Source organism: Sphingopyxis sp. LC81, assembly GCF_000756375.1.
Classification (GTDB): Bacteria; Pseudomonadota; Alphaproteobacteria; order Sphingomonadales; family Sphingomonadaceae; genus Sphingopyxis.
The window spans coordinates 1-18,887 of sequence record NZ_JNFD01000043.1; the positions used below are offsets into that span (position 1 = coordinate 1).

At 65.2% G+C, this 18,887-nt stretch carries 16 protein-coding genes and 1 pseudogene; 4 read left to right on the forward strand and 13 right to left on the reverse strand.

All coding sequences use genetic code 11. From position 1 onward, the window contains the following. The 12 genes and pseudogenes from FG91_RS18670 to FG91_RS18725 form a co-directional block, all read right to left on the reverse strand. A pseudogene (locus tag FG91_RS18670) lies at nt 1-233 on the reverse strand (bifunctional glutamate N-acetyltransferase/amino-acid acetyltransferase ArgJ); the annotation flags it as partial. 202 nt (nt 234-435) lie between these two features. Then, nucleotides 436-1,869, reverse strand: a complete 1,434-nt coding sequence (locus FG91_RS18675; RefSeq protein ID WP_037518097.1) for an aldehyde dehydrogenase family protein — start codon at nt 1,867-1,869, stop codon at nt 436-438. A gap of 95 nt (nt 1,870-1,964) precedes the next feature. After that, nucleotides 1,965-3,275: a M20/M25/M40 family metallo-hydrolase gene (locus tag FG91_RS18680; RefSeq protein WP_037518099.1), complete on the reverse strand. Its 1,311-nt coding sequence runs from the start codon at nt 3,273-3,275 to the stop codon at nt 1,965-1,967. A gap of 56 nt (nt 3,276-3,331) precedes the next feature. Continuing rightward, complete coding sequence (locus tag FG91_RS18685; protein WP_037518104.1) at nt 3,332-3,943, reverse strand: flavodoxin family protein; 612 nt, start codon at nt 3,941-3,943, stop codon at nt 3,332-3,334. Between the two features lie 52 nt (nt 3,944-3,995). After that, nucleotides 3,996-5,477, reverse strand: a complete 1,482-nt coding sequence (locus FG91_RS18690) for a PQQ-dependent sugar dehydrogenase (protein ID WP_161785677.1) — start codon at nt 5,475-5,477, stop codon at nt 3,996-3,998. Between the two features lie 110 nt (nt 5,478-5,587). Further along, complete coding sequence (locus FG91_RS18695) at nt 5,588-6,106, reverse strand: hypothetical protein (protein WP_037518106.1); 519 nt, start codon at nt 6,104-6,106, stop codon at nt 5,588-5,590. A 144-nt stretch (nt 6,107-6,250) separates the two neighbouring features. After that, a complete protein-coding gene (gene glnA / locus FG91_RS18700) occupies nt 6,251-7,663 on the reverse strand; it encodes a type I glutamate--ammonia ligase (protein WP_037518108.1) in 1,413 nt (470 codons plus the stop codon). A gap of 71 nt (nt 7,664-7,734) precedes the next feature. Continuing rightward, nucleotides 7,735-8,073 carry a P-II family nitrogen regulator gene (locus tag FG91_RS18705; RefSeq protein WP_037518110.1) on the reverse strand — a complete coding sequence of 113 codons (339 nt, stop codon included), beginning with the start codon at nt 8,071-8,073 and terminating at the stop codon, nt 7,735-7,737. Between the two features lie 227 nt (nt 8,074-8,300). Beyond that, a complete protein-coding gene (locus tag FG91_RS18710) occupies nt 8,301-10,487 on the reverse strand; it encodes a PQQ-dependent dehydrogenase, methanol/ethanol family (RefSeq protein WP_037518113.1) in 2,187 nt (728 codons plus the stop codon). A 102-nt stretch (nt 10,488-10,589) separates the two neighbouring features. Continuing rightward, nucleotides 10,590-11,429: a type I methionyl aminopeptidase gene (map, locus tag FG91_RS18715; RefSeq protein ID WP_037518116.1), complete on the reverse strand. Its 840-nt coding sequence runs from the start codon at nt 11,427-11,429 to the stop codon at nt 10,590-10,592. A 63-nt stretch (nt 11,430-11,492) separates the two neighbouring features. Further along, nucleotides 11,493-13,835 carry an ATP-dependent Clp protease ATP-binding subunit ClpA gene (clpA, locus tag FG91_RS18720; protein ID WP_037518119.1) on the reverse strand — a complete coding sequence of 781 codons (2,343 nt, stop codon included), beginning with the start codon at nt 13,833-13,835 and terminating at the stop codon, nt 11,493-11,495. Between the two features lie 531 nt (nt 13,836-14,366). After that, a complete protein-coding gene (locus FG91_RS18725; protein ID WP_037518122.1) occupies nt 14,367-14,636 on the reverse strand; it encodes a hypothetical protein in 270 nt (89 codons plus the stop codon). A gap of 109 nt (nt 14,637-14,745) precedes the next feature. Here FG91_RS18725 and FG91_RS18730 point away from each other — a divergent pair, with 109 nt between their 5' ends. Continuing rightward, nucleotides 14,746-16,218 (forward strand): ATP-binding protein, encoded by a 1,473-nt coding sequence (locus FG91_RS18730; protein WP_037518191.1) that lies wholly within the window; start codon nt 14,746-14,748, stop codon nt 16,216-16,218. On the opposite strand, the gene FG91_RS18735 is transcribed toward FG91_RS18730, so the two are convergent. Further along, on the reverse strand, nt 16,219-16,416 hold the full coding sequence (locus FG91_RS18735) for a DUF1192 domain-containing protein (RefSeq protein WP_037518125.1): 198 nt from the start codon (nt 16,414-16,416) through the stop codon (nt 16,219-16,221). It abuts the gene before it with no gap. 139 nt (nt 16,417-16,555) lie between these two features. On the opposite strand from FG91_RS18735, the gene FG91_RS18740 reads away from it, so the two are divergent. The 3 genes from FG91_RS18740 to FG91_RS18750 all read left to right on the forward strand — a co-directional run bounded on the left by FG91_RS18740 (nt 16,556) and on the right by FG91_RS18750 (nt 18,885). Continuing rightward, entirely contained in the window at nt 16,556-17,536 is a 981-nt protein-coding gene (locus FG91_RS18740) for an NAD(P)H-quinone oxidoreductase (protein WP_037518128.1), read from the forward strand. A gap of 72 nt (nt 17,537-17,608) precedes the next feature. Next, nucleotides 17,609-18,175: a hypothetical protein gene (locus FG91_RS21145; RefSeq protein ID WP_052187901.1), complete on the forward strand. Its 567-nt coding sequence runs from the start codon at nt 17,609-17,611 to the stop codon at nt 18,173-18,175. A gap of 89 nt (nt 18,176-18,264) precedes the next feature. Next, a complete protein-coding gene (locus tag FG91_RS18750) occupies nt 18,265-18,885 on the forward strand; it encodes a glutathione S-transferase family protein (protein ID WP_037518130.1) in 621 nt (206 codons plus the stop codon). Nucleotides 18,886-18,887: the final 2 nt, after the last annotated feature.

Sequence of the window (18,887 nt, forward strand, 5' to 3'; positions counted from 1 at the left end):
CGCGCGGGGCCGGGCCCGCCCTCGCCCTGTTCGCGCCCCAGCTCGACCGCGCGCGAGCAGCAGCTGTTGCGCGTGAGCGCGCACGCGCAGGTGGGGGCAGGTGGCAGCGCGATATATGTGAAGTCGAATCGGTCCCAATTATTGTACCGCGCGCGCGCGAAGCTGCGGGTAACCCGGGCGATGTCGGGGAGGACGGGGAAGGCGGCGATGGCGAGGGGCGAGCGTGTAGTCATGCGCGTGCGCATAATCGTTATCGGCCCAAAGCAAAACCCCTCCCGCAAGCGGGAGGGGCAAAGATCCTCCCCATGGCGAAGCCAAGGGGAGGTGGCAGCGCGGAGCGCTGACGGAGGGGTTGGCGCTGCCGTAGAAACCCCTCCACCACCGCTTTGCGGCGGTCCCCCTCCCCAACGCTTCGCGATGGGGAGGATCTTCGGCTTAACCCGGAATGCCGCTGATCGACTTCACTTCCATGAAGTCCTTGAGCCCGAACACGCCGCCTTCGCGGCCGTTGCCCGACGCCTTGTAGCCGCCGAACGCCGCGCCCGGACCGGGACCCCACGCGTTGACCGCGACCATGCCGGCGCGCAGCTTCGGTGCCACGTCGGCCGCCTTGGCGGGGTCGCCCGAAATCACCGCCGACAGGCCGTATTCGGTATCGTTGGCGATATCGACGGCTTCGTCGAGGTCGCCATAGGCCATGATCGTCGCGACGGGGCCGAAGATTTCCTCGTTGGCGATGCGCATGTCGCGCGTGACGCCCGAGAATACGGTCGGCTTGATATAATAGCCGCGGTTGACGTTGCTCGGCAGGCCGGTGCCGCCGGTTTCGAGCGTCGCGCCTTCGTCGATCGCCGACTGGATCAGGCCCTGGATCTTGTCGAACTGCGCCTTGTTGACGACGGGGCCGATGTGGCCGCCCTCGGCCTGCGGATCGCCCACGGAAGTGCCGTCGAACATCGCCTTGATCACGCCGACCGCCTCGGCCTCGCGCTCCTTCTGGACGAGGATGCGAGTCGGGGCGATGCAGCTCTGACCGGTGTTGACGAGCACGCCCTGCACCGTCGGCGGCAGCACCGCGGCGAAATCGGCGTCGGGCAGGACGATGTTCGGCGACTTGCCGCCGAGTTCCTGATGGACGCGCTTGACGGTGTCGGCGGCCGCCTTGGCGACGAGGATGCCCGCGCGGGTCGATCCGGTGAAGCTGACCATTTCGATGCCGGGATGCGCGCTGATTGCGTTGCCGACGGTGGGTCCGTCGCCTTGCACGAGGTTGAACACGCCCGGCGGGACGCCCGCGGCGTCGAGGATTTCGGCGAAGATCGTCGCGTTGCCGGGGCATTCTTCGGAGGGCTTCAGCACCATCGTATTGCCGCCGGCGAGCGCCGGGGCGACCTTCAGTGCGATCTGGTTGAGCGGCCAGTTCCACGGCGTGATCATGCCGACGACGCCGATCGGTTCATAGGCGATGACGCCCGCGGCATATTTTTCGGTGAAGGCGAAATCTTTGAGCGCCGCGATCGTGCCGAGGAAGCCGCCGATGCCAGCGCCGACCTGTGCGGTGCCCGCGAAGCTGACGGGAGCGCCCATTTCGCTCGCCATCGACTTGGCAAGGTCGGGGGCGCGCTTCTTATATTCCTCGACGATGCGGTTCAGCAGCTCGAGCCGTTCTTCGCGCGTCGTCCGCGACCAGCTCTTCAGCGCTTCGCGCGCCGCGGCGACGGCATCGTCGACGTCGGCGGCGGTGCCAAGGACGATCGTCGAGGCGGCTTCCTCGGTCGCCGGGTTGATGACGTCGTGCGGCTTGCCGCCTTTGCTGTCGACCCAGCGGCCGCCGATGTAATTCTGTTTGAGGTGCGTTTCGGTGCTCATGTCCTGTCTCCCATCGGCGGTGAATCCGTCTCGGATTGCTACCTAATCACTGTGGCGGATGAATCAAGCGAAGGCCAACTGCCAATTGCGGCAGGTCAGCGTTTTTCAGCAGAAAGGCGTGACATCAGGATGGCAGCGCGCGTTGCCTGCCGCGCGATGCTGGGGATGTCGACCGCCTCCCCCGGGGCATGGTCGCCCGTGCTGTATGGCCCGAGTCCCGCCAGTCCGTCGATGTCGGCGGCGACGAAGCTGATGTCGCCCGCGCCGCGCTTCAGCGGGTCGAGCGGCGCCATTTCGGCGAGGCCGAGGTCACGGTTCACGCCGTTGAGCTTCGTGAGCAGCGCGCGGTTGCCATCGGTCGGCGCCATCGACGGATAGCCGCCCGGATCGAAAGTAATCTTCGCATCGGTGCCGGGGGCGTGCTCGGCGACGATCGCCGTCATTTTCGTCTTCACGCGCGCGATCTGTTCGGGCGACAGCGCGCGGAGGTCGCCGCGCGCGACCGCGATCGGCGCGATGATGTTGGTCTTGCCGGTCACCGTCGCGCGGATGCCGCCCGCGTCGAGATCGGCCTGCTGCCCGCCTGCGATCAGCCCGACGTTGAAGGTGAGGTTCGGCTCGGGCAGCTCGGTGCGGAAGCGGTGGACGATGCGCGTGAGTTCATAGATCGCGCCGTCGCCCGCCGCGGCGCTGAAGATACCCGAACTGTGCGCGCTCTTGCCCGTCGCGGTGACGGTCCAGCTGTCCGACGAGCGCCGCGCGACCGAACCCATGTCGGCACCACCATCGCGCACAAGCCCCTCGAAATCGAGCGCGACGTCGCTGCGCTTGCCCGCCGCGATCAGGTCCGCTCGCGCCTTCTCGATCGGGCTGCCCGAATCTTCCTCGTCGCCGGTCATGTGGATTTCGATATTGGCATCCTTCAGCGTCCCGGCCGCCTGCATCGCGCGCAGCGCCGCGACGATCACGACCATACCGCCCTTGTCGTCGCCCGCGCCGGGGCCTTCGCCCATATCGCCCTTGCGCGTGAATTTCTGGAAGGGCGAGTCGGGCTCGAACACCGTGTCGAGATGCGCGATGAGGAGCAGGCGCTTGGTATCGGGTTTGCCGCTGTGCGTGGCGATCAAATGGCCGGCGCGGCCGGTGTCGCGCATCGGCTTCCATTCGACCTTGAAACCCAAGGGTTCGAGTTCGGCGCGCATCATCGCCCCGACCTTCTCGACCCCTTCGAGATTGAGCGAGCCGCTGTTCTGATTGACGAGCTTTTCGAGCAAGGCGAGCGAACGATCCTGCTCGGCCGCAACCGTCTTCGCCATGCCGCTCTCGGCCTTCGAGAGCTTGGCCTCCGCCGCCGGGGCGAGTGCGAGCTGGAAGGCGACGAGAGCGGAAAACGGCAGTGATTTCATGGGGAGGCTCCTCTGGACACCCTCTTGTGCAGCCTCGACCGCGCCTCGGCAAGCGCTCAGCCGGGATAGGGCGCTTGTTTGAGTAGTCTTGCGAGGTGCGCCGCGTTGGCGGCAACCATCTTCGCGGTTTCGGTCACCTTGCGCGGCCGGTGTTCCAGATCCTTAAAGTCGGTCGATCCCATCGCCTCGCCGACCCAATAGCAAGCGGCGACCGCGGGGATCGTCCAGCCGACATCGTTCAGCGCCTGGAAGATTTGCGCCGAGACATTGTGCGCGCCATCCTCATTGCCGACGATCGCGGCGACCGCGACCTTCGAATAGCTCGGCATGCGCCCCCGATCGTCGGCTTCCGACAGGAAGGCGTCCATGCGCTCCATCACGAGCTTGGCGACGCTCGACGCCTGCCCCATCCAGATCGGGGTGCCGAAGATCAAGATGTCGGCGGCGAGGATCTGTTTGCGGATCGCGGGCCAGTCGTCGTCCGGCCCCTGGTTTGAGGTCACACCCCATTTGACGTTGTGCGCGGCGATGCGGATCGGGTCGGCGACCGTCACGCCCAGCGCCGCGAAATGTTCGGCGAGCACGGCGATCATTGCGTCGGTCGAACTGGCGCGGCCCTTGGCCGAAAGCGAGCAGTTGATGGCGGCGGCAGTCAGGGGAGCAGGCATGTCATGTCCTTGCGGGCTGGCACCCCCCGCAAGGAAATGGCCGGGAACCCGCTCAGGTTCCGGGGCGGACCATGAAAATATCGCCGCCGATGCTGATCAGGAAGAGGTTGCCCGCGCTGTCCTCGCCGAACGAGGCGATCGAATTCAGCGTCCCGGCGTCGGGTGCAAAATCCTCGTTCCGCCGCGCGAAGCGCGAGGAGGCGAGCGTCTGGCCGGGGACGAGGCTGGCGAAAGGCACCGACCAGATATTGCCCGAGACGAAATCGGCGAAGACATATTGACCCTGCAAGGACGTCACCGGGCCGCGATAGACATAGCCGCCGGTGATCGAATTGCCCTGCCGCGGACCGCTGCCATGGCCATATTCGGCGACCGGGTCGGTGAGCCCGCCGGGTGCCGTGCCGGTGAAAGGCTGGGTCCCTTCCTTGAAGCGCCAGCCGAAGTTCAGCCCCGGCCCGGTGGTCGTCACCATGTCGATTTCTTCGACCGCGCCTTGCCCAACGTCGCCGATGATCAGCGTCGAGCCCGAGAAGGAGGTACGGAACGGATTGCGGAGGCCAAGGGCATAGACGTACGGATCCCCGCCGCCGCTGAGATAGGGGTTGCCCGGCGCCGGGGTGAAGAAGGTCGGCGACGCACCCGCATAGGGATCTTCGACCACCCTGATCCGCAATATCTTGCCGAGCCGCGAATTGGGGTTCTGGGCGTTGTTGCCGGGATCGCCCGCGCCGCCGCCATCGCCCACCCCCACATAGAGAAAGCCGTCGGGACCGAAGACCATCGAGCCGCCGTTATGATTGTTCGCGCCGGGATGCGGTATCGTGAGCCTTTCCAATATTTGCGGCGATCCGGAGAGGGTTCCATATTCGCGAAGCTCGATATCGCCCGCGGCATTGGTGCAATAGATCATGAAGCGATCGGAATTCGCCGGGTTCGGCAACAGCGCCATGCTCAGCAATCCGCGCTCGCCGTCGGTCGATAGATCGCCGACCGTGTAGCGCAATGTCTTCACGCCGGTCGAGGGATTCAGGCGATAGACCCGTCCCGCCTTTTCCAGCACATAGACGTCGCTGCTGCCCGGAATGCCGAGAACATAGGTTGGCTGGCTGAAACCGGTCCCGACGCGCGCGACAACGATGCCCTCGCGGCTGTTGGTGACGGTGATGTTGACCGTTTGCGTCGCACTGGCGCTGGCGTCGCTGACGCGGAGCTGGACCGTATAGACATTGTCGCCATTGGCATCGCCGGGCAGGTCGTAATCGGGCGCCTCGTTGAAGCGGAGCGCGCCGGCGGCGGTGATCGAGAAGCGTGCCGCGTCGGCGCCGCCGTCGATCGCAAAGGTCAGGACATCGCCATTGGGGTCGCTCGCGGTCGCCTGATAGGCGGCGGCGGTGTTTTCCGCGACGCTGGCGGTCTGGAGCGAGGTGAAGGCTGGCGGCGCATTGGCCGCGGGCGGTGTGCTGCCCCCGCCATCGCCTCCGCCGCACGACGCGAGGAGGAAAGGGGCAAGGGCGGCAAAGACGCGCATCCGCATGGCCGAACAGCCTTTCGTGATCGAACCCCACCCCGACTGCAATCTGCCATCGGGGGGCGGGGATCGCAACCCCGCCGGGTTCGCCATACGGGCGGCGATCCCGGGCCGCCTCAGGCGGGCTCTTTGACCTCCTCGAAATCGTCGAGCTTGCCCAGCGCGTCGCGGGCAATTTTGGTCAGTGCGGAGCGATTGACCGCCAAGCCTTTCGTCTCGGTGCCCGTCAGGTCGTCGATGGCGAACGCGACGCGGGTGCGATCGGGCGCCAGCTCGTCGAAGGTGAACTTCAGCCCCGTGGACAGCGCGCCGTCGTCGACGCTGTAGATCAGATGCGCTTCGCGTGGGATCTCCATCGCGACGGCGATCTTGACCTTATATGCCTCGGGCCGCTCGTCGGGCACCATTTGTTCGAACCCGGGTTCGCCCTTTTGCACGACGAGTTCGTAGAGGCGCGTCGACCCGCCGTTGGTGACGAGCGGAAGCCCGGCGAACGCGCTGCCGTCGCCGAACATCTTGGCGAACACCTGTTCGCGCGGCGCCGCGACGGTCCGCGTCTGGTTCGCCAGTTCAGCCATTTTGCCGCAGCCGGTCGCGAGCAGCATCGCTGCAATCGGCACCATCATGCGAAACATCGAGCATTCCCCCCGGAAAGACTGGCCCTCTCTTAACGCGAAGGGCTTACCAAAGCGTAATGGGGACGGGCGGCCAAAATAAGGAAAGGGCGCCCGGTTCCCCCGAACCGGACGCCCTCCCTTAGGCGATCTGACCCTGTAGGATCAGGCGCTGTAGTACATGTCGAATTCGACCGGGCTCGGAGTCTGTTCGAAACGATAGACCTCGTCCCACTTCAGTTCGACATAGGCTTCGATCTGATCCTTGCTGAACACGTCGCCCTTGAGCAGGAAGTCGTGGTCGGCGAGCAGGCTGTCGAGCGCTTCGCGAAGCGAACCGCAGACGGTCGGGACTTCGCTCAGTTCCTCGGGCGGCAGGTCGTACAGATTCTTGTCCATCGGGTCGCCCGGGTGGATCTTGTTCTGGATGCCGTCGAGGCCCGCCATCAGCAGCGCCGAATAGCAGAGATAGGGGTTGGCCATCGCGTCGGGGAAGCGGAATTCGACGCGCTTCGACTTGGCGCCAGCACCGTACGGGATACGGCACGACGCCGAACGGTTGCGGCTCGAGTAAGCGAGCAGCACCGGCGCTTCGAAGCCCGGGACGAGGCGCTTGTAGCTGTTCGTCGTCGGGTTGGTGAAGGCGTTGAGCGCCTTGGCATGCTTGACCACGCCGCCGATGAAATAGAGGCACATGTCGCTGAGGCCAGCATAGCCATTGCCGGCGAAGAGCGGCTTGCCCTTTTCCCAGATCGAGATGTGGGTGTGCATGCCGCTGCCGTTATCGTCCTTGATCGGCTTCGGCATGAAGGTCGCGGTCTTGCCGTAAGCATGCGCGACCTGGTGCACGACATATTTGTAGATCTGCATGCGGTCGGCGGTTTCGGTCAGCGTGCCGAAGGTCAGGCCAAGCTCGTGCTGCGCGGCGGCGACCTCATGGTGATGCTTGTCGCACGGAAGGCCGAGTTCGAGCATCGTCGAGACCATTTCGGCGCGGATGTCGACGGCGCTGTCGACCGGGGCGACGGGGAAATAGCCGCCCTTGGCGCGCGGACGGTGGGCGAGGTTGCCGCCTTCGTACGCGCGGCCGGTGTTGGTCGGCAGTTCGATGTCGTCGATCTCGAAGCCCGACTTGTTATAGCCGGTTTCGAAGCGGACATCGTCGAACATGAAGAATTCGGCTTCGGGGCCGACATAGACGGTGTCGCCGATGCCGGTCGAGGCGACATAGGCTTCGGCGCGCTTTGCGGTGGTGCGCGGGTCGCGGGCATAGCCTTCGCCGGTCGACGGTTCGACAATGTCGCAGAAGATCACGAGCATCGGGGTCGCCGAGAAGGGGTCGTCATAGACGGCGTCGAGGTCGGGCTTCAGGATCATGTCCGACTCGTTGATCGCCTTCCAGCCTTCGATCGACGAGCCGTCGAACATCAGGCCGTCTTCAAGCTCGTCCTCGCCGAGGACCGAGGCGACCATCGTCAGATGCTGCCACTTGCCCTTGGGGTCGGTGAAGCGCAGGTCGACCCACTCGATGTCGTTTTCCTTGATCCGCGCGATGATATCCTTGGGCTTCGTAGCCATCGTCTATGCTTCCTTCTTGCGAAATGGTCCGGCGTGCCGGGGATTGTTGAGGGTATGAAAAATGCGAAAGATTAAAGCGCGTCCTCGTTGCGTTCGCCGGTGCGGATGCGGAGCGCCGTCTCGACCGGAATGACGAAGATCTTGCCGTCGCCGATGCGGCCGGTCTGCGCGGCGGCGGCGATCGCCTCCACCACACGTTCGGCCATCGAATCCTCGACGATAACCTCCAGCTTCACCTTGGGCAGGAAATCGACGACATATTCGGCGCCGCGATACAGCTCGGTGTGACCCTTCTGCCGGCCGAAACCCTTGGCCTCGGTGACGGTGATGCCGCTGACACCCACTTCGTGCAGCGCTTCCTTCACTTCGTCGAGTTTGAACGGCTTGATGATCGCCTCAATCTTCTTCACGCTTCTCGTCCCCCTTTGGGCTGGCCGCCGCCCCTTGCGCATCGAGCCGGATCAGGTGTGCCTGCCCGGTTCGCCGTCGAGTCGGTGCGGTGTCCCGCCATCTTGCACCAATCAAAAGCCGTGCCAATTGGCGAATCGCGGGGTTTTGGTAAGAAATTTGAAACGAAATAACGCCGTTGCCCAAGGGGTGGGCAGCGGCGTTATTTGGATGCCTAAATTTTGGGCAATCAGCGGCCCATCGGCGCCGCGGAGTCCGCCAGATTGGCCTTGGTCCAGTTCGACCGCTCGATGACATAGGCGCGAATCGCCTCGGCATCGGCGGGCGTCAGCACCTTCGCAAAGCTTACCATCCCGCGGTCCTTGAGCGCGCCGTCGATGATCACCGACTTCCACGCATCCGCGTTGGTGAGCGTGCCCGAGACGCGCAAATCGGGGGTGAAGCCGTTGCCGATCGCGCTGTCGCCGTGACAGACGATGCAATAGCGCCCGAAATGCGCCTTGCCCGCTGCGACCTGCGCGGGCGTGCCGAACTGCGGCGGCGGGTTCCACGCGAGCGCCGCCGCGGCGGGTGGGGCGGGGAGCTTTACCGTGCCGCCGATCTTCATCACGACGAGGCGCGGGATATTGGGCACCTTGCGCGTCACACCGCCTGCGACCCCGGCGACAAGCGGAAAGGCGCCGCCCTTGCTCGTCTGGAAGGCGACATATTGCACCCCGCCGACGCGGAAGGTCGAGGGCGCGCTGACGATCCCCGACTGCATGTCGAGGTCGAGGAGTTGCTTGCCGGTGTCGGCGGCATAGGCGCGGAAGCGGCCGGTGCTCGTTCCTTGGAACACCAGATTGCCCGCAGTCGTCATCGTGCCGCCGTTCCACGCCGCGGGATGGTCGACCGCCCACGCGACCTTGCCCGTGCGCGGATCGAAGGCGACGAGGCGGCCGGTCGTCGCGGCGACCGCGGCGCGATACGCCGCCTTGTCGTCGGGCATCATCGTTGCGGTCAGCGACGAGCCGATGTTGAAGCCGACCACCTTGCGTTTGTCGAGTTCGGTCATGTCGGCGAGATAGCCCTGCGGAATCTGCTGTGCGGGGATGTAAACGAGCCCTGTCGCCGGATTATAGCTCATCGGGTGCCAGTTGTGCGCGCCCAAGGCGCCCGGGATCGCGATGAAAGGCTTACCCGTCTTGTAAAAGCGCGCCTCGGGATTCTCGATCGGGCGGCCGGTGGCCATGTCGTAGCCGGTCGCCCAGTTGATCCCGTCGACGAAGGGCTTAGCGTCGATCAGCTTGCCGCTCGCGCGGTCGATGGTGAAGAAGAAGCCGTTCTTCGGCGCATGGTACAGCACTTTGGTCGGCGTACCGTTCACCGCCTGCTCGGCGAGGATGATCGGCTGCGTCGCGGTATAGTCCCACGTCTCGCCCGGGGTTTCCTGATAATGCCATTTATACTTGCCGTTCGACGCATCGAGCGCGACGACCGAGGAAAGGAACCAGTTGTCGCCCTCGCCATTCGAGCGCGTGCCATGGTTCCACGGATTGCCGTTACCGACGCCGAGATAGATCTGGTCGAGATCCTTGTCGTAGACGATCGCATCCCACACCGTGCCGCCGCCGCCCGAGGTCTGCCACTCGCCCTTGTCGGACCAGGTCGCGTTCGCCTTGCTCGCAAAGATGTCGTCCGATGCCGCGCCATCCTTCGCCCTGGTCGGATTAGGCGCGGTGTAGAAGCGCCAGCGCTCCTTGCCGGTATCGGCGTCGTAGGCGGTGACATAGCCGCGCACCCCGAATTCGGCGCCGCCGTTGCCGATCAGCACCATATCCTTCACGACGCGCGGCGCGCCAGTGATGGTGTAAGGTTTCGACGCGTCGAAGGTCTGCGTCGACCACAGCTCCTTACCCGTCTTTTTGTCGAGCGCGATCAAGCGGCCGTCGAGGGCGCCGACGAAGACCTTATCGCCCCACACCGCGACGCCGCGGTTGACGACGTCGCAGCAGGCCGAAACCGCGCGCTCGCCTGGAACTTTGGGGTCGAATTTCCACAAGGGTTTGCCGGTCGCCGCATCCCATGCGCTGACCTTCGACCAGGCGTGGGTCACATACATCACCCCGTCGACGACGACGGGGGTCGCTTCCTGCCCGCGCGCATCGTCGAGGTCGGCAGTCCACGCAATGCCAAGGGTGCCCACATTTTTGTCGTCGATATCGGTCAGCGGGCTGAAGCGCTGCTCGTCATAGCTGTAGCCGATGGCGCCCCAATCGTCGCCATTGCCGCCGGTCTTGAGCAGGGTCTCGCTGGCTTTCTCGGCATCGTCGAGCGATCCGGTCCCCGAGATGCTCTCATTCTTCGATGCGTTGCATGAAGCCAGTGCCAGTGCCGCGCAGCCCAGCAGCGCGGCCGAAAAGACCCGTTTCGCCATCCCTTGCTCTCCCGTTCGACGCCTTGTGCTTGACGTTCACGTCAAGTCTGCGTCCGAAGCTATAACGGCGCAAGCGGGAAATTGAAATAACGATTGTTGTCTTTATTTCCAGGGCGGCGCGTTCAGGCCCGTCGGGCTCGCGGTAAAAATCTCGCAGCCTGTCTCGGTGATCCCGATGCTGTGCTCGAACTGCGCCGAGAGCGAACGGTCGCGCGTCACCGCGGTCCAGCCGTCGGCGAGCATCTTCACCGCATATTTGCCGGTGTTGATCATCGGCTCGATCGTGAAGAACATGCCGGGGCGCAGTTCCGGCCCGGTGCCGGGGCGTCCGGCATGGACGACCTCGGGCGCGTCGTGGAACATCTGGCCGAGTCCATGGCCGCAGAAATCGCGGACGACCGAATAGCGATGCTTTTCGGCGTGGGTCTGGATCGCATGCGCGACGTCGCCCATGCGGTTGCCGGGCTTCGCCTGCTCGATGCCAAGCATCAGGCATTCATAGGTGATTTCGACGAGGCGCTTCGCCTTGATCGGTACGTCGCCGACCAGATACATGCGGCTCGTGTCGCCGTGCCAGCCGTCGACGATGCTGGTGACGTCGATGTTGACGATATCGCCTTCGCGCACCGGCTTGTCGTCGGGGATGCCGTGGCACACGACATGGTTGATGCTGGTGCAGCAGCTGTGCGTGAAACCGCGATAACCCAATGTCGCGGGAATGCCGCCGCCGTCGAGCATCATCGTGCGAACAAGGTCGTCGATCGCCGCCGTGGTCACGCCGGGCTGGACGAAGGGAACGAGCGCGTCGAGGATTTCGGCCGACAGCCGCCCCGCCTTGCGCATGCCGGCAAAGCCCGCCTCGTCGTGCAGCTTGATCGTGCCATCGCGAACGCGGGCGGGGGCCGAGGCTTCGTCGGCGGTTACTGAGACATAGTCGTACATAAGAGCGATATAGTCGCTGGAGGCCGAAAAAGCGAGGGGCGGCCACCGGCCGCCCCGTCACCTTTATTCCGCCGCCTTCTTCGCCTTGTCGGCTTTCGGCTTGCCCTTGCTCGCCTTGGGCGGGGCGGGGGTGATTTCAAAGGCCAGCGGGTTGCCGACATGCGCGTCGTCGCCGGTCTTCATCTTCACCTTGACCTCGCCGCCATGAACGAGCTTGCCGAACAGCAGCTCCTCGGCGAGCGGCTGCTTGATCTTTTCCTGGATCAGGCGGCCCATCGGACGCGCGCCATAGAGCTTGTCATAGCCCTTGCCGGTCAGCCATTCGCGCGCCGCATCGTCGAGCTGGATATGGACGTTGCGGTCGGCGAGCTGCAGCTCGAGTTCGAGGATGAACTTGTCGACGACGCGTGCGACCACTTCGGGCGGCAGATAGCCGAAGGGCACGATCGCATCGAGGCGGTTGCGGAATTCGGGGGTGAAGAGATTCTTCACCGCTTCCTCCTGCACATCCTCGCGGGTGAACTGGCCGAAGCCGATGCCCTCGCGCGCCATGTCGCTGGCGCCCGCATTGGTCGTCATGATCAGGATGACGTTGCGGAAGTCGACCGTCTTGCCGTGATGATCGGTCAGTCGGCCATGGTCCATGACCTGCAACAATATGTTGAACAGGTCGGGATGCGCCTTTTCGATCTCGTCGAGCAGCAGCACGCAATGCGGGTTCTGGTCGATCGCATCGGTGAGCAAACCGCCCTGATCATAACCGACATAGCCCGGGGGCGCGCCGATCAGGCGGCTCACCGAGTGGCGTTCCATATATTCGGACATGTCGAAGCGCTGGAGCGGGATGCCCATGATCGACGCGAGCTGCTTGGCGACCTCGGTCTTGCCGACGCCGGTCGGGCCGCTGAACAGATAGTTTCCGATCGGCTTTTCGGGATCGCGCAGACCCGCGCGGCTCAGCTTGATCGCCGACGACAGCACCTCGATCGCGGTGTTCTGGCCGAAGACAACGCGCTTGAGGTCGGTTTCCAAGCTCGCGAGCGTCGCCTTGTCGTCGCTCGACACCGATTTGGGCGGGATGCGCGCCATCGTCGCGATCACGGCCTCGATCTCCTTCGCGGTGATCGTCTTTTTGCGCTTCGACGGGGCGACGAGCATCTGCATCGCGCCGACCTCGTCGATCACGTCGATCGCCTTGTCGGGCAATTTCCGGTCGTTGATGTAGCGCGCCGACAGGTCGACCGCGGCGTTGATCGCCTCCTGCGTGTAACGCACCTGGTGGTGCGCCTCGAACGCGCTGCGCAGACCCGCGAGGATTTTTTTCGTATCCTCGAGGCTCGGCTCGATCACGTCGATCTTCTGGAACCGGCGCAGCAGCGCGCGGTCCTTTTCGAAATGGTTGCGGAATTCCTTGTACGTCGTCGAGCCGATGCAGCGGATCACGCCGCCCGAGAGCGCGGGCTTCAGGAGGTTCGACGCATCCATCGCGCCGCCGCTGGTCGCGCCGGCACCGATGACGGTGTGGATTTCGTCGATGAACAGGATCGCGTGCGGCAGGCCTTCGAGTTCGGTCACGACCTGCTTCAGCCGCTCCTCGAAATCACCGCGATAGCGCGTGCCGGCGAGCAGCGCGCCCATGTCGAGCGAATAGATCACCGCGGGCAGCAGCACCTCGGGCACGTCGCCCTCGATGATCTTGCGCGCGAGGCCTTCGGCGATCGCAGTCTTGCCGACGCCGGGATCGCCGACATAGAGCGGGTTGTTCTTGCTGCGGCGGCAGAGAATCTGGATCGTGCGGTCGACCTCGGCATTACGGCCGATCAGCGGGTCGACCTTGCCGACCTTGGCCTTTTCGTTGAGGTTGACGGTGAACTGGTCGAGCGCGGTCTCTTTCTTGTTCTTGCCGCCGCTGTCCTTGTCCTTCGTCTCCTCCTTTTCCTCGGGCTCGGCCTGCGGCGAGGGCTTGCCGCCCTTGCCGACGCCGTGGCTGAGGTAGGAGACCGCGTCGAGGCGCGTCAGGTCCTGCTGCTGCAGGAAATAGACGGCGTAGCTTTCGCGTTCGGAGAAGAGCGCGACGAGGACGTTGGCGCCCGTCACCTCATCCTTGCCCGACGACTGGACGTGCAGGATCGCGCGCTGGACGACGCGCTGGAATCCGCTCGTCGGCGACGGGTCGCTGTGCCCCTCGACCTTCAGGCTATCGAGTTCGGTATCGAGATAGTGGACGACCGCCGATTGCAGGTCGTCGAGCGCGACGCCGCACGCGCGCATCACTTCGGCGGCATGATCGTCGTCGATCAGCGCATAGAGCAGATGCTCGAGCGTCGCATATTCGTGATGGCGCTCCGAAGCGGCCTTCAGCGCATTATGTAGTGTCTTTTCGAGGCTTTCCGAAAAGGACGGCATGGTCTTCATCTCCTTGCGGGGACCAGGCCGGGGAGAGCGGCCCCCTTAGAAATGCAACGTGGCGATGCCGCCGCCCCACCGCAAGGGAAAAGCGGTCGGCTTTGTGAAATTACGATGACGGGGGTTGCAGTGTGGTTAACGGGGCGTTGAGAATTTGGATGGCCAGTGCGCAATTTCCTTTCAAAGGTCTCAAAGGTCACACTCCCCTCCGGTATAATGATACCTGTTGGCTGCGCGCAGGACTTAAGGTTCGAGGATCGCGGGAGCGCGGCAGGGGCGGTCATAGTCGGTCGAGGCCATGCGCTCCAAATAATGTAGGACAGCGGTTTTTCAGGATTGTAGCTGGTGTCCGTTCTGGGGTGGGAAGCTGTCATAAAGATCCTCCCTGCGGCGAAGCCGTGGGGAGGGGGACCGCCGCGAAGCGGTGGTGGAGGGGTGGCAACCTCGCGTCAAAACCCCTCCGTCAGCGCTGCGCGCTGCCACCTCCCCATCGCTGCGCGACAGGGAGGATCTTATGGCAACATTCGGTCGCTAGCCGCCGTTACTTTCGCCCGCTCGATCCACCATATCCATGAAATCGCGTGCCGTATTCCGCTCGCTCTCGTCCTTGAACGCTACGTCAAGATCGGGCGCAACGCCTAGCATGTACATCAGCGCCCACAGCGCGAAGCGGCGGCCGGGGTTGGTTTCGAGGCCGAAGTCGACGCGCATGCGTTCGGTGCCCGCTGCGTGCGCCTCGGGGTGGATCGCCGCGAGGTCGGCGGTGCCGAAATAGCGGCGGAGCTGGTCGTCGAAATCCATGCGCCCTTTTGGCGCCTTCGTGCCGCTTGGCAAGCTCGCGCGGCAAAATCGGGCGATCCGAAGACCCGCCCGGTTGTCTTTGCCCAAGCGCCCCGATAGGGCGGCGTCCGTGAAGACCAGCATCGAGATCGGAACCGACAGCACCGGGCAGGGCGTGCACATCAACGTCCAGGAACTGCTGGCGACGCGTCTGCTCGTCCAGGGCAATTCGGGGTCGGGCAAGTCGCACCTCTTGCGCCGTATCCTCGAGGAAAGCGCCGAGCTGGTGCAGCAGATCGTGATCGACCCCGAGGGCGATTTCGTCACGCTCGCCGATGCGTACAGCCATGTCGTGATCAATGGCGGCGATTATAACGAGCGCGAGATCGCGGCGATGGGCGCGCGCATCCGCGAGCATCGCGCGTCGATCATCCTCAGCCTCGAATCGCTCGATATCGAGGCGCAGATGACCTGCGCCGCGGCGTTCCTGAACGCGCTGTTCGATGCGCCGCGCGAGCACTGGTTTCCGGCGCTGGTGGTGGTCGACGAGGCGCAGATGTTCGCGCCGAGCGTCGCGGGCGACGTCGCCGACAATGTGCGGCGCGCGAGCCTGTCCGCGATGACCAACCTGATGTGCCGCGGGCGCAAGCGCGGCCTTGCGGGCGCGATCGCGACGCAGCGGCTGGCCAAGCTCGCGAAGAATGTCGCCGCCGAGGCGAGCAATTTCCTGATGGGGCGCACCTTCCTCGACATCGATATGGCGCGCGCCGCCGACCTGCTCGGCATGGAGCGGCGGCAGGCCGAGGCGATCCGCGACCTCGAGCGCGGGCATTTCCTCGGGCTCGGCCCCGCGATCTCGCGGCGGCCGCTCTCGGTGCGTATCGGATCGACGCAGACCGCGACGCGGATGGGAACGCACAGCCTGATGCCGCTGCCTGTCGCGGGCGGCGAGGATATGCGCTCGATGCTGTTCACCGAGATGGAGGCGCCGGTGGCGCCGCGCGTCTTTGCGCCCGAACCCGAACCCGTCGCCGCGAGCGAGCTGTTGGAGCGGATCGCGGCGAGCGAAGGGCTGCACGAGGATCTGGACGCGCCGCCGGTGCTCGACATCGTCGAGGCGGCGGAGGAAGCGGGGCACAGCGATGCGGTGGTGATCGCGATGCTCGAAGAGATGCTGTCCGACCCCGACAGCGCGTTCCAGCCCGAAGCCTATCTCTATCAGGATTTTTCGGTGCGTTGCCGGATGCAGAAGCTGAAGAAGGTGCCGCTCGACCTCGCCGCCTTCCGCCGCCGCTTCGCGCTCGCCAAGGGGGGCGTGTTCGATCCGTCGGAGCCGCGCTGGCGCGAGATGCTCGCCGTCGCCGATCGGCTTCCGCACGATATGTTCGCACCCTTCCTGCAGATCGCGCGCGCTGCGATGGACGGCGAGCCCTGCCCCGACGACGAGATTCTCGGCCGCGCCTATGGCAGCCGCTCGCCGGGGCGCATCCGCCGCCTCGTCGAATATATGGAAAAGCAGGGCGTGATCGTCGTGCGCGCCGATTTCGGCGGGCGGCGCTCGATCGGCATTCCCGAACTCGGCCTCAGCACCGAGGCCGAATAGCTAGCCCTTCCTGAACAGCGCCTCGGCGGCCGCTTTCTGGCTGGTCGCGGAGCTGCGGTGCGCTTTGACGCGCTCGATCTCGGCTTCGAGGATTTCGATGCGTTCGCCCAGTTCGTCGACCGACAGCGGGTCGAGCGGCTGCTTGATCAGCGCCGTCAGAACATCGTCGCGGCGGCGGGGAAGGTCGTCATCGTCCATGGCGCATCCTCCTGGTCCCTAAGGTTAAAAGGCGCGCGACTGTTGACCCGTGTCGCGGCTCTGTCAATAAGGCGAGGCAGGGGGTAGGGGACGAAGGACCAGTGGGGGAAATAGCAGCGTGACCAGCGTGCCAGTAGAGATGACCGCCATCGCCATCAGCGCGCCGGGCGGGCCCGAGGTGTTGCAGCCTACAACGCGCCCGGTGCCGCAGCCCGGAGCGGGCGAGGTGCTGATCCGCGTCGCGGCCGCGGGGGTGAACCGTCCCGACGTGCTTCAGCGCATGGGATTTTATCCGCCGCCGCCGGGGGCGTCGGACCTGCCGGGGCTCGAGATTTCGGGGACGATCGTCGCGGTCGGTCCCGGCGGCGATCCCGAGCTTTTGGGGCAGGCGGTGTGCGCGCTCGTCGCAGGCGGCGGCTATGCCGAATATTGCACCGCGCCGGCCGGTAGCTGCCTGCCGGTGCCGAAGGGCCTTTCGATGGAAGAGGCCGCGGCGCTGCCCGAGACGGTCTTCACCGTGTGGCATAACCTCTTTGAGCGCGGTTATGTGCGCGACGGCGAGACCGTGCTCGTCCACGGCGGCACCAGCGGCATCGGGACGACCGCGATCGGCCTTTGCAAGCTGTTCGACATCAAGATCATCGTGACCTGCGGCAGCGCCGACAAGTGCGCCGCCGCGACCGCGCTCGGCGCCGACCTCGCGGTCGATTATTCGGCCGAGGATTATGTCGAGGCGGTAAAGGGCTTTACCGGCGGCAAGGGCGTCAATGTCGTGCTCGACATGGTCGGCGGCGACTATCTGCCGCGCAACCTCGCCTGCCTCGCCGAGGACGGGCGCCATGTCACCATCGCGTTCCAGCGCGGCGCGAAGGTCGAATTCGACATCGCCGATGTGATGCGCCGCAGGCTGACGCTGACCGGCTCGACGCTCCGCGCCCGCAGCGCCGATTTCAAAGCGGCGCTGGCGGACGAAATCCATGGCACGCTCTGGCAGCGGCTCGCCGACGGCGGATGGAAGCCCGCGATGGATCAAGTCTTCCCGCTCGCCGACGCCGCTGCCGCGCACGCGCGGATGCAGGCGGGCGAGCATGTGGGGAAGATCGTGCTCCGCGTGGGATGAACCGAGGGAACATTCGATCAGGATCGGCGGTTGAGCGAGCGGGGGCCAATCAAAAGAGGATGATCTCTCCTGATGAAGATGCGTAGTTTGTTGCTTCTCGCCACCGCTCTCTCCTTTGCCCTTGCGGCCTGTTCCGGGCCCGCCGAAACCGAAAAGACCCCGACCGCATCCTATGACGGTGACGTCGTGCCCGAGGGCAGGGCGGCCGAACCGGCCGTGCCCGCGATCAAGCCCGTCGACATCCCGACGCGCGGCGGCGACGGATCGCCGATCGAACTGGCGGCGCTCACCGAAGCCGACGTCAGCGGCGCCAAGCTCAAGGGCGAACTCGCGTGCAGCTTCGCCGCCGACGAAGCCGCGCAACCGATCCTTCATGCGCAGGGCGACGTCGCCTCGGCGGACCCGTCGCGCGGCATCGTGAAGGTCGGCGATACGATCGAGGCCGTGTCGGCGAACGGCGGCTTCGATGCGATGGCAAAGGGCACCAAATTCTTCAGCAAGGGCGTGCAGCTCCGCGTCGCGCTGGTCGGCCCGGCGCCCGGCGGCGGCGAATCGCCGCCGCGTCCCGCGACGCTGACCGCCGACCGCGCCGACGGCGCACAGCGCGTCTTCGCGGGGCTGTGGCGCTGCGGTCCGTAACGCCTGCTTGCGGGCACCGCGCGCACGCCGCATAGAGGCGTCGCCGCGGTGTCGGGGGACAGCGGCGATTCATCGATATGGGGGCTGCAATGGGCGACAGGCCGATCCTTCACGAATATGCTGCGAGCGGCAATTGCTACAAGATCCGCCTGACCGCGGCGCTGCTCGACTGCCCGATCGAACGGCGCGAATATGACATTATGAAGGGCGAGACGCGCACGCCCGACTTCCTCGCGAACGTCAACGCCAATGGCCGCATCCCGGTGCTGCAGGTCGGCGACAAATTCCTGCCCGAAAGCAATGCCGCCTGCTTCTGGCTCGCCGACGGGACGCACCTCATCCCCTATGATCGGTTCGAACGCGCCGACATGCTGCACTGGATGTTCTTCGAACAATATAATCACGAACCCAATGTTGCGACCTTGCGTTTCTGGATGAAGTGGATCGGCGAGGCGAATTTCACCGAGCTCCAGCGCGCGCAGGTGCCGGCGAAGCAGGCGGCAGGCGCCGCGGCGCTGCAGCTGATGGACGACCATCTGGCGGCGCACGACTGGTTCGCCGGGCAGGACCTCTCGCTCGCCGACATCACGCTCTATGCCTATACGCATGTCGCCGAGGAGGGCGGGTGCTTCGCGCTGTCCGATTATCCGGCGGTGCAGCGCTGGCTGACGCGGGTGGAGGCCGAGCCCGGCTATATCGGGATGGGATAAAG